Raw genomic sequence first — 12,241 nt, 5'->3', positions numbered from 1 at the left:
TATAGACTTATGAAAAAGTTGGATAAATGGACTAAACGGTGGCTGATCGTACTGATCGTATTTTTGGTCGCCTTCCTGGTTACAGACCTGATCTGATACTTTGTCGGTTATCCGGTTTTCGTAAGTCAGACTTCACAAACCCTGCATTTCCCGTCGCGTACGCCCGAACCCGGGAACGGGTTTCGGGACGCAACGGACGAAAAAACAATCTCGAATCATTAACAATCAACGAAGAAATCTCTTAGCTATGAAACGTATTTTACTCGGAGTACTGGCCGCTGCGGCCCTGTTTGGAACGAATCATGTTGCCGCTCAAGAGAGAGGAGTGTCGTTCGGCGGCGGTACCGATCTCGTAAGTTCGTATTACTGGCGCGGCGTCAAGGAGTCTGGGCCGGCCCTGCAGCCCACGCTGACCATGACTGCCGGCAACTTTTCGGTAACCGCATGGGGATCGATCGATTTCAGTGACAGCGGCTACAAGGAGATGGATCTCACGCTGGCCTACCAGCTGGGGCCTGTGACGCTTTCGGTGGCCGACCTCTACTGGACCGGGCATGACGACGACCGCTATTTCATGTTCAACAACCATTCTCCCCACCGCATCGAGGTCGGTGCGAGCTGGGTCGTATCGGAACGGCTTCCTTTCACATTGTCGTGGTACACGATTCTGTTCGGCGCTGCCGACCGGAACTTTGAGGGGGAACGTGCCTATGCCTCCTATTTCGAGGTGGCCTATCCTTTCACGGTGAAGACGATCGACATGAAGGCCGGCGTGGGTATGGTTCCCTGGAACGCCGCTGCGACCTACAACTGCGGTGATCGTGATTTTTACGTGCAGAATGTCTTCCTCAATGCGGGCAAGAACTGGGATATCAAGGGTGCCGGCGGTATGAAAATTGGACTTTTTACCAATCTGATTTGGAATCCGGCACTCGACGATGTTAACTTTGTCGGCGGATTCTCATTCAGAATGTAAATGCCATGGATACACATGACACCCGGCGAAGTGCCGAGCACTTTCTCAATTTGATCAAGGAGTCGCATCGCGGCAAGTTTAAGGTCTATATCGGCATGAGCGCCGGTGTGGGCAAAACCTACCGGATGTTGCAGGAGGCACACCAGTTGCTCGATGCAGGTGTCGATGTGCGTATCGGATACATTGAAACGCACGGTCGTGCGGAAACGGAAGCCCTCGTCGCAGGGCTTCCGCTCGTTCCGCGCCGCAAGCTCTTTTACAAAGGCAAGGAGCTCGAGGAGATGGATACGCAGGGCATCATCAACCTGCATCCCGAGATCGTAGTCGTTGACGAGTTGGCTCACACCAATATCGAGGGAAGTGAGAACCCCAAGCGGTGGCAGGACGTAATGCAGATTCTCGATGCGGGGATCAGCGTCATTTCGGCGGTCAACATTCAGCATATCGAGAGCCTCAACGAGCAAGTGCAGGAGATCACCGGCGTCGAAGTTCACGAGCGCGTGCCGGACAGCGTGCTGGCGATGGCCGACGAAGTGGTGAACATCGACCTCACGGCCGAAGACCTAATCGATCGCCTGAAGGCGGGCAAGATCTATAAGCCCGAAAAAATACAGACAGCTCTGAATAACTTTTTCCGGCAGGAGCACATTCTCCAGCTGCGCGAACTGGCCTTGAAAGAGGTGGCGCTGCGCGTGGAGAAGAAGGTCGAAAATGAGATAACCGTCAATACGGCACAGTTGCACGGCCGCATCCTGGCAGTGATCGACAGCAGTGAAAAGCGGGCTCGGAAGGTCATTCGGAAGACGGCACGCATGGCTACACACCTTAATGCCGGGTTCACGGTTCTCTACGTTCAGAGCGACCGCGAAGCTCCGGACAGGATTCCGCTGGCAAGGCAGCGTTACCTGATCAATAACTTCAATCTGGCCCAGGAGCTGGGTGGAGAGGTGATGCGTGTACATTCGAATAAACATATCGATGCAATTGTCGAAGCGTGTATCGACAGGAAGATTAGCAATGTATGTATCAGTAAACCGGAGTTTTCTCTTTACTCATTGATTATTACGGCTATACGATTGCGTTTTTTGTTGAACCGCCTGTCGCGTTTAAATATTGACTTAACCATTTTATCATAATTTATGAAACTGCGTTATCGATTGACACTGGGTATCGGTTTCCTGTTTGCATTGATTGTCTTGCTGGGAGTTCAATCCGTCGGCTACGTTCGTCATCTTTCGATGGCGTCGAAAGAAATTCTCGCGGATAACTACAATTCTCTGCATTATGCCAAGGATATGTTGCAGTCGCTGGATCGTATTTCCCAGGATTCCGCTTCCCGGAAAGCACTTATTCGCAGCCTGTCGCTCCAACGGGAAAATATCACCGAGGTCAATGAACGGGAGATCACTGCGGCGCTGGACAGCAAGATTACGGCGCTGACGGACAGTGTAACGGATTCCGAACTCAAGCTCATCCGGGACGACCTTTACCGCATTATGGAACTGAACATGGCTTCGATTCACATGAAAAGTTCCGATACGGCTGTAAGTGCTACGGATGCGATGTGGTCTTTAGCGATCGTATCTGCACTCTGCGCCTTGCTGGCCATGATTTTCCTAATTCGTTTTCCGGCTATTGTGCTGCGGCCTATCGACAAGCTGAAACAAGGGATCACGCAGATCGCCAACCATAACTACGATCAAAGGCTCGATTTCGGCGACAACCGGGAATTTGGGGAGGTGGCGCAGTCGTTCAACGACATGGCCGCCAAACTCGACGAATACCGTCGCAGTTCGCTCGATGACCTGATGACGGCCAAAAAGCGCATAGAGGCAATAGTCAATACGTTGCACGAACCGATTGTTGGGTTGGGGCCTGACCGTAAACTCCTTTTCATGAACCGTGAGGCACTTTCGGTACTGAATCTTCGGGAGGATGTTTTAGGGCGTAATGCTGCCGAAGTAGCGCTTTCGAATGATTTGCTGAGGCGTCTTGTCCGCGACCTTTACGAATCTAATAAAGAGAACGACAAAGAACCGCTGAAGATATACGCAGACAACAAAGAGAGCTATTTCCAAGTGGAGAACACGCCGCTCTACATTACGCCTGTGGGCGGTACGGAGCAGCAGTTTATCGGGAACCTGATCGTCTTGAGTAATGTAACGAAATATAAGGAGTTGGATTCGGCCAAGACAAACTTTATTTCGACAGTCTCGCACGAGATGAAAACCCCGATCTCCTCGATCTTGATGAGCCTGCAACTGCTGAACGATACCCGTTTGGGGAAACTCAATGACGAACAGAAGCAACTCGTAAGCAGTATTAAGGACAGCAGCGACCGTTTATTGAACATTACGGGAGAACTGCTGAACATGACACAGGTCGAATCAGGCAAACTCAAACTCATACCTAAGATCGTAAAACCTATCGAGCTGATCGACTATGCCGTACATGCCACACAGGTGTTGGCAGAACGATTCCATTGTTTCGTGGAGATCGATTATCCAGATAAAATCTCGAAACTCTTCGTCGACAATGAAAAGATCGCGTGGGTCATCACCAACCTGTTGTCGAACGCCATTCACCACTCACCCGAAAAGTCGCGTGTCATCGTCGGTGCCGTACAGCGCGAAAAGGCGGTGGAAATCTATGTGCGCGACTTCGGCCGTGGCATAGACCCGCGTTACCATAAGAGCATTTTCGAGCGATATTTCCGCGTGCCGGGTACCAAAGTGCAGGGCAGCGGGTTGGGGCTGGCCATCTCCAAGGAGTTTGTCGAAGCCCACGGCGGTACGATCTCGGTCGAAAGCCAAGTTAATGAAGGTAGCCGCTTTTCCATCCTGTTGCCGGCCTGATCGATCCGGTTAGGTTTTTGATATATATGTTTGGAGAAGAAGTTGTCCTAAGGACAACTTCTTCATTATATACAAAATCGAGTCTTAATTTAGGGCTGAATTTGAAAAGGTGACTATATACTCAATCCCCTAATAATTGGGGTGTAGCGTAATTTCAACTCCGATGCTTCCTTTATCTCATTATTCGAATTGAAAATAAAACTCACTAATTTTATAATGATTGATTCGTTAGTCTGAAATATTGGCTTTGAGATGATCTGGAAGCGCCGATAAAACTGTCTCGTATTCGCTAAACCGAATTGCTTATTCGAAGTTGATAGATTGGGACTGCAACCCCGGGCGTGGATTGCACCCCCGTTATTCGTGTTATTTCAGCGAGGATGTTTATTAGAGTGCAAACGCACCGAAAGAGTTGCACATTGTCTCTTCGGCCGACTACATGGACATATACGACGAATAAACTGCGAGCCAGCTTTCACGCAGTCTTTTCGTATATCGATTTACCGTCGTATTATTTATCTGTTTAACCGCATCCGGGGCAGTCGTCGGCCGAACTCGAATACACAAATATAAGAAATGATCGATAAAATAATGAAATTCCATCCGATTTAATTGCAATTCCGGGAGGGGCAATCCATCGTCTTCCGAACGAAGATAACGGACAGAAAACGCTTTGTTGTTCCGTTTTTATCCTGAAAAAGATTTATAGCGATACGTATTCGACCGGGGTTTTCCATCATCTGCCGATTGTCAGCCCGATAATTTCTCATAGTATTTTCAGCCATAAATAGTTCATCCTAAAGCGCATAATTCAATGAATTACGACTGTCTTTGTAGCTGAAACTCCAAGAATCATCGACAATATGGCAAAAATCACAGTAAAAGATACGGGAGTTACGATTATATCGGTCTATGAGAAGACTATATCAGCCTGACAGATCCCGACCTTGCGGAACCCCACGCGGAAGGCTGCGGCTTCGGCCGTGAGCGTGTAGAGGTTCGGCGATTATCCGCATGTTCGATGAAGATGGATATCTGTGTGCGTTTTAAGATTTCGCGCGATACCTTTTCCAGGTTTCGCAATATGTATCCCTCGGTTTGTAGAGCTCACCGGGAGAAGGAGGATCGTCGTATTTCAGGATTCGGTAAAAAAGGGCTATATATATCCGATGGGGAATCTTGTAACGGGAATGGTTGAAGCTTTAAGTCCGAGGATGCTGTGGTTGATAATTTTCTGAGACCGGCAACCGACCTGTCGAGGGGATTACCTGGTCTGAGGTCATTTTGTACGAACACAAAAGCCATGATGTCGGGTCATGGCTTTTGTCGTTGGTTAAAACGTCACCTTGACCCGTCTAAAAAATGTAACAGCCCAATTTCTCAGGCTGTTACATCCTTTTAAAGGAAGTCCCGATAAGGGGCTCCCTTTTTCAATTAAATCAGCGTCATGCGCGTGCGCAGCATGTCGAGTACCTGTGTTTTGAGCTGCCGGGCGTTGATCGGCTTGGGCATATAGCCGTCGAATCCGCTCGAGAGTACCTTCTGTTCGTCGGATGCGAAGGCGAAAGCCGTCACGGCGATGATCGGCACGTCGGCCGATTGTTTGCGGATCTCGGCCGTGGCTTCGTAGCCGTCCATCACGGGCATGTTGATGTCCATGAGCACCAGGTGCGGTGTGTGCCGGTTGAATAAATCGACTGCTTCGCGGCCGTTCCAGGCGTGTACGAGCTTGTATTCATGGCGCAGGATCGACTCGAAAAGACGGTAATTGCTTTCGTTGTCCTCGGCGATGAGGATTACGAGCTTGTCCTTCTCGACCGTCGGGACGGCCTGCAGCATCTGTGCCGGGATCTTTGCTGGTTCCTGTTTGCCGGGGACGTACGGAAGCGTGAACCAGAAGGTCGAACCTTTGCCCTCTTCCGATTCCACACCGATATTTCCTCCCAAATGCTCTACGATCGTCCGGCAGATGGAAAGCCCGAGCCCCGTGCCCTGCTTGAACGAGTTGAGTTTGACGAAGCGCTCGAAGACTGCGTCCTTCCGTTCGGCGGGGATACCGCAGCCGGTGTCCGCAACCCAGAAATAGAGTTGTCCGGCACGGAGTTCGTAGCCGAAGCGGATCGATCCCCGGTGCGTGAATTTCGCGGCGTTCGTCAGCAGGTTTATCATCAGCTGCGAAAGGCGGTTGCGGTCGGTGCGGACGTGGCAGGTTTCATACCGCTGTTCGAATACCAGCTCCACGTTTTGGTCGGTTTTCAGCCTCATGACGTTCTCTTTCTCGCGCATCAGCTTGTTCAGTTCGAAATCCGTATGGACGAATTCGAGCGTCCCGGCCTCGATCTTCGAAAGGTCGAGGATATCGCTGATGAGTTGCAGCAACAACGTATTGTTGCTTTCGATGATCGACATGTATTCCTGCTTTTCCTGCTCTTCGTCCGTCGAGGCAAGGATGCCCGAAAACCCGACGATGGCATTGAGCGGCGTGCGTATCTCGTGGCTCATGTTGGCCAGGAATGCCGATTTCAGGCGGTTCGACTCTTCGGTACGGTCGCGTGCGGTGAGCAGCTCCTGCTCCATCTGTTTGCGTTCGGAGATCACGAGCGATGTCCCGACCAGCGACAGCGGCCTGCCATCGCAGTCGCGGGTTTCGACCGTGGCCTGTGCCTCGACCCACTCCATGTGCCAGTGCCCGCTCTCGTTGGATACGACGCGGAACTCTTCGCAGACCTTCTCCGTATGCCCTTCGATCAGGTTCCTGTAAGCTGCGCGGACGCGTTCCCGGTCTTCCTTGTGGACTTTCGAGAAGTAGCACTCCTCGTCCACCGCAAGCGAGGCGTTGTTTGCCAGCGACATTCCGGCGGCCATCTTGGCCGCCTTGTTGAGGTCGCACAGGATAGTGTGGTTCGTAAGATTCCACTTCCAGGGGATGATGTTGGCCACGTTGAGCGCCAATGCGAGTTTTCGGTTTACCGAATCCACCTTTTTCTGGGCGTTGTGCAGGGCCGTGCTGTCGATGCAGAAAATGTCGACCGTATCCTGCTGGTACGAGGGGCAGATGACGACCTCGTAGAAAATATTCACCGGCTTGTGGTAATAGGGGAAGGTAACGCTCCGCTTTTCTTTCAGTACGATGTCGATGATCGGCATGAACTGGGGCATCGACTCCGGGAAAACCGTCGACCCGGATTTGCCCGCCACTTCGTCCAGGGGGTAGAAGGAGCGTTCGAAGTGGGCGTTTACATCGACATAAACAGTGTCTATGGCCGTCCCTTGTGCGTCGAATACGACCCGTTCCTGCATGTACAGGATCGGCATGTTGTTGAACAGGTGCGAGTATTTGGCCTGGGTTTCCATTTCTTTCTGGTGGGCTGCGTCGACCTTGCGCAGGACGGCGATCCTCCATTGCTGGAAGATGAGGAATAACAGGAATATGCTGCCGCAGACACCTATCTCGGTTTTATACCGCTCCATGAACGAGGACGGTTTGTCGAAAAACAGGGTATTCGTCGGGCAGGCGTTCGGGGAGATGTTGTGCCGGAGCAGTACCGGGTAGTTGAAGACGGGTTGTGCACCGGCCAGGGTGTAAAAGGGAATGTCGCGCGGCTGCTTGCCCTCCAGCACTGCATCTATGGTGGCGATCAGCCGGTCGGAATATTCGTTCTCGCCGTATACGTAACCCCCGATCATGCCGCTGCTCTTGAGTCCGGTCGGGCGCAGCGAGAACAACGGTACGGACGAACTGGCGATGACCTTGAACGGGTTGGTCATAATTTCGTTACGCCCTGACATGTTCTTCAGGTAATGCCACGAGGAGAAGAGTACGCCGGTCTGTTTTACATCGATCGTACTCAGCGAATCGAGCAGTTGGTCGATCCCGATCTTGTCGGCCGAATAAACCGTGTATTTCATGCCGGGGTATTTCGAGCCGAGCAGCTCCGCGAGGTCGTGTTCCGTTTGCCGATTGACGTAGCGTGCGTCGTCTATGAATACGAGCCTGTCCATGCCGGGCAGTATGCGCTTCATCAGGTCGATGCTTTGGTCGAGATAGGCCGGCGAATAAAGCAGGGTCAGATTGTCCTGGTCTGCCAGCGCCCGGAGGGGAACCTGTTCCGATGCGGGGATGGGCTGCCTTTTGAGGTAGTATTTATCCGGCCCGATGAAATCCTGTTCGGCACATACGATGGTCGGGATATCTTGCCATATGCTGTTGATGAAGTTGCGCAACAGGGCAGCCGGGGTTCCGATCAGCACCAGGGCCTGGGGAGGTTTTTTGCCGTATTCGCGCAGGAGATTCGCCTCGAATGTCCTGATGTCCTCGGGGGAATCCACCAACAGCAGGGTCATATGTTCGGTGTAGAGTTCCAGGTTCTCGATCTGTTCGACGTGTGCCGTGATGTCTGCGATGATACCTCTGCTCCACGGGGTCGATTCCGCATAGGTGTTGATTACCAGTATATAATCGCGTTTGTCACCGGGAGGTCTGCTGACGGCCGGTGAGAAGGGGTATGTTAAAATGCAGCCTAAAAGCAGGGCCCATACGAGGGGCCGGAACCGGAGGCCGGGCCGGGTGGTCGGCATGTTCATGGGGAAAAAGGGACGCAAGGTAGTAGTGTATGACGCAAAAATAGCGGGAGGGGGCTGCCGGAAGACAGCCCCCTCCCTTCTTATGTAAAGTTATCGGTTCATGACCGGTTTGATGTCCTTGATGCGGAGTTGGGTGGTAACCGTCCCCCGGTAATGGTTCTCTACGATCTGGTAACATACGTCGATCGGGCGTCCCGAGCGCACCCATTCGTAATGCGTGGGTTGCTGGAAGGCGATCGACTGGATCTTCGTGTTGGGTTTCTGCCGCTGGATCAGATCCATGCGCAGGTGTTCGCACTCCACGCCGACCAGTTTGGCATCGCCGTGGTTGCTTACGCCGTAGGTCGCGAAGACCGGCGCCGTATTGCCCGGGCCGAAAGGCTGGAAGCGGTTGAGGTCTTTGCGGAACGCGGGGGTGATGTCCGAGAAGAGCAGTTCGCTGTCGATATCCACCTGCGGCATAAGCATCTGCGGGTCGATGTTCTCCTCGACATAGGCGTTGAACCTGCGCGTGAATTCCTCGACGTTCTCGGGTCGCATCGTCAGCCCGGCGGCATACATATGCCCGCCGAAGTTCTCCAGCAGATCCGAGCACGACTCCACGGCCTGGTAAAGGTCGAAGCCCGGTACCGAGCGTGCCGACCCCGTCACGAAGCCGTTGCTCATCGTCAGCACTACTGTCGGCCGGTAATAGGTCTCGATCAGGCGCGAGGCGACGATTCCCACGATGCCCTTCATCCACTTGGGATTGTAGATCACCGTGCTCTTCAGCTCTTTCATTGCGGGGTTGCGCTCGATAAAATCGTGCGCTTCCTGTGTCACCGAACGGTCGATCGACTTGCGATCCTGGTTGTAGGCGTCGATGACGTTCCCGAACTCCGCGGCGATGCTTTCGTTGCCTTCGATCAGCAACTCGACGGCCGCATGCCCGCCCGAGGGCGAGGCGTTTTCGTCGTTCTCGTCCATCCGCATACGTCCGGCGGCGTTGATACGCGGCCCGATCTTGAAGACGATGTCGTCGATGGTGATGTTGTGCTTGTCCAGGCCGCAGATCTTGATGATCGACAGCAATCCTTTCGACGGTTCGCGGTTGAGGTCTTTCAACCCGAAATGGGCAAGGATACGGTTTTCGCCCACCAAGGGTACGATATCCGAAGCGATGCTCACGACCAGCAGGTCTAACAGCGGGCTGATCTGTTCGAACGGGATCCGGTTTTTCTGCGCATAGGCCTGCACGAGCTTGAAGCCTACGCCGCAGCCCGACAATTCGTCGAACGGATAGGAACAATCGACCCGCTTGGGATCCAGGACAGCTACGGCACGGGGAATTTCCTCGGCCGGGAGGTGATGGTCGCAGATGATGAAATCCACGCCCTTCGTCTTTGCATAGACTACCTTTTCCGTGGCTTTGATACCGCAGTCCAAGGCGATGATAAGACCCACGCCCTTGCGGGCTGCCAGGTCGATACCCTTGACCGAGATACCGTAACCTTCGGTATAGCGGTCGGGGATGTAGAACATCAGGTTTTTATGCCCGATCTGGCGCAGGAACTTGTACACCAGTGCAACGGCCGTACAGCCGTCCACGTCGTAGTCGCCGTAAACCATGATTTTCTCATTGTTACGAACGGCCCGCTCGACCCGCTCGACCGCCTTGTCCATGTCCTTCATCAGGAACGGGTCGTGGAGGTCGGCGAGACTGGGTTTAAAGAACTTGTCCGCCTTTTCTACGGTGTCTATGCCTCTCTGTACGAGCAGGTTCGCCAGCACGGGAGAAATCCTGAGCACGGCAGCGAGCTTCGCCACCGCCTCGGAATCGCCCTGCGGTTTCACTACCCATCGTTTTTCTATAGGCATACGATTTACTATTTATATATTCTAACATTTAATATCTCACTTAAAAATTTGACAACGAGCTCCTTTACTTCGCCCATTGCGGCCTTGCGGCCCGTTTCCCGTTCGATCGAGGTTACCCCCCGGTCGGTAAACCCGCAGGGATTGATGCGCGTGAACCACCCCAGGTCGGTCGTGACGTTCAGCGCGAACCCGTGCATGGTGATATAACGTGACGACCGGACACCTATTGCGCAAATCTTGCGCGGCACCCTTGCGGATGCCCGGTTCCCGACGCCGATTTCGCTATCGCAGGTTCTGCCGCTGTCGCAGATTCCGGCCTCGTTGCGGTTTTCGCCGCTGTCGCCGCTTTTGCCGCCGTCGCTTTTACCGCCGATGTTACAGTTGCCGCCGTTATCTCCGCGGCAGCCGGTTGTCCGGCTCCCTGTTTCCCCGCCGATTCCGGGGCCGATCCAGACCCCCGAGGCGCCTGCCATGCGGCCGGCCGTGATGCCGTATGCCGCCACGGTGCGGATGACGGCCTCTTCCAGTGCCCCGATGTAGTCCCTCAGCCCGATGCCCAGGCGTTCGAGGTCGAGGATCGGATAGCAGACCAGCTGCCCCGGGCCGTGGAAGGTGATGTCGCCCCCTCTGTCGATGTGAAAGAACTGTGCGCCCATCGCTTCGAGCGCTTCGCGGCCTATCAGCAGATTTTCGGCATGGCCGCTTTTGCCGAGTGTGTATACCGGCGGGTGTTCCACCAAAAGGATCGTGCCTGCGCTGGCGGAGCCTTCTCCGGTGGCGCCTGACGGTTCGACGCCCTCTGCTGCGGATACGCCGCCTGTTGGGGATTCCGACCCTTTGCCGGATTGCGTTCCCGCCTTGCTGGGCATTGCCTCTGCCGATCGCTGTGCCGGCTCCCGCGCGGATGCCTGATCTGCTTCCGCGGTGCCGGCGTATGCCGCCGGGATTGCCGCCGCCTGTTTCGTTGCGCCCTTGCAGGCTGCCTTGCGGGCTACCAGAGCATCGAACAGTCCCTGCTGCAATTCCCAGCAGGTTTTGTAGTCCATCAGTCCGAGATCCCGGCAGGAAGCATCCATCGCTACAAACTTTTGACGCTCTTCAGGGCCTCTTCCGCCATGTACGACGAGCGGACTAAGGGTGCGCTCGCGCAGTAGCTGAAGCCCATTTCCAGCGCTTTCAGTCTGTACCATTCGAATTTTTCAGGAGTGATATACGCCGCAACGGGGTAGTGCTCCAGAGTGGGACGAAGGTACTGACCGAGTGTTACGATCCCCACGCCTGCGTCGCGCAGGTCGTGCAGGGTTTGTAATACTTCATCATCGCTCTCGCCAAGTCCGACCATCAGTCCGCTTTTCGTTGCGACACCCTGTGCGCTCAGGTAGCGCAGGGTTTCCAGGCTCGTACGGTACTTTGCCTTGGAACGCACCACCGGGGTCAGCCGCTCGACGGTTTCGATGTTGTGCCCGATTATATCGGGCTTCGACGCGACGACCACGTCCAGCGGGGCGGGCTGTGCGTCGAGATCGGGAATAAGGAGCTCAATTACGGCGTCGGGATTCTGTGTGCGGATGGCGCGGACGGTTTGGGCCCAGTGTGCGGCACCGCCGTCCGGCAGGTCGTCACGCGTCACAGAAGTAACGACGACATACCTCAGTTTCATCAGTGCGACGCTTTCGGCGACCCGTCGGGGTTCCTCGGCGTCGGGGGCAAGGGGGTGTCCTGTTTTCGTTGCACAGAAGCGGCAGCCTCGGGTGCAGATGTCTCCCAGGATCATGAAGGTTGCGGTTCTGCGGCTCCAGCATTCGGCCTTGTTCGGACACATGCCGCTGCTGCAAATCGTATGCAACGCATGTTTGTCGACTATTTGCTGTACCTCGGCATATTCCGGGGTGCGGTGGAGCCGGATCTTCAACCATCCTGGTTTTTTCAGTACATCTACCTTGTCATAAAACTTCGGCATTTAAGTTCA

The 12,241-nt window shown here is 54.1% G+C and carries 7 protein-coding genes; 3 read left to right on the top strand and 4 right to left on the bottom strand.

Annotated features, from left to right (window positions below):
- Positions 1–325: 325 nt before the first annotated feature.
- Genes NQ559_RS06655 through NQ559_RS06645 form a run of 3 tightly spaced genes read left to right on the top strand, consistent with a single transcriptional unit; the run spans position 326 to position 3,831 of the window.
- Positions 326–976, top strand: coding sequence for a hypothetical protein (locus tag NQ559_RS06655; protein WP_018695592.1), 651 nt, complete (start codon positions 326–328; stop codon positions 974–976).
- Between the two features lie 5 nt (positions 977–981).
- Complete coding sequence (locus NQ559_RS06650) at positions 982–2,112, top strand: sensor protein KdpD (RefSeq protein ID WP_018695593.1); 1,131 nt, start codon at positions 982–984, stop codon at positions 2,110–2,112.
- Between the two features lie 3 nt (positions 2,113–2,115).
- Positions 2,116–3,831, top strand: a complete 1,716-nt coding sequence (locus NQ559_RS06645) for a sensor histidine kinase (protein ID WP_026318313.1) — start codon at positions 2,116–2,118, stop codon at positions 3,829–3,831.
- A 1,434-nt stretch (positions 3,832–5,265) separates the two neighbouring features.
- Here NQ559_RS06645 and NQ559_RS06640 read toward each other — a convergent pair.
- The 4 genes from NQ559_RS06640 to lipA all read right to left on the bottom strand — a co-directional run bounded on the left by NQ559_RS06640 (position 5,266) and on the right by lipA (position 12,232).
- The gene (locus NQ559_RS06640; RefSeq protein ID WP_018695595.1) at positions 5,266–8,415 is read right to left on the bottom strand and encodes an ATP-binding protein; all 3,150 of its coding nucleotides are present in this window, start codon (positions 8,413–8,415) and stop codon (positions 5,266–5,268) included.
- Positions 8,416–8,505: 90 nt separating this feature from the next.
- Positions 8,506–10,272 (bottom strand): single-stranded-DNA-specific exonuclease RecJ, encoded by a 1,767-nt coding sequence (recJ, locus tag NQ559_RS06635; RefSeq protein WP_022332229.1) that lies wholly within the window; start codon positions 10,270–10,272, stop codon positions 8,506–8,508.
- Between the two features lie 8 nt (positions 10,273–10,280).
- Positions 10,281–11,018, bottom strand: a complete 738-nt coding sequence (gene lipB, locus NQ559_RS16085) for a lipoyl(octanoyl) transferase LipB (protein ID WP_373873354.1) — start codon at positions 11,016–11,018, stop codon at positions 10,281–10,283.
- A gap of 332 nt (positions 11,019–11,350) precedes the next feature.
- Complete coding sequence (gene lipA / locus NQ559_RS06620) at positions 11,351–12,232, bottom strand: lipoyl synthase (RefSeq protein ID WP_018695598.1); 882 nt, start codon at positions 12,230–12,232, stop codon at positions 11,351–11,353.
- Positions 12,233–12,241 lie beyond the last annotated feature (9 nt).

Source organism: Alistipes onderdonkii (genome assembly GCF_025145285.1).
Classification (GTDB): Bacteria; Bacteroidota; Bacteroidia; order Bacteroidales; family Rikenellaceae; genus Alistipes; species Alistipes onderdonkii.
This window is presented reverse-complemented; position numbering and strand designations above follow the sequence as displayed.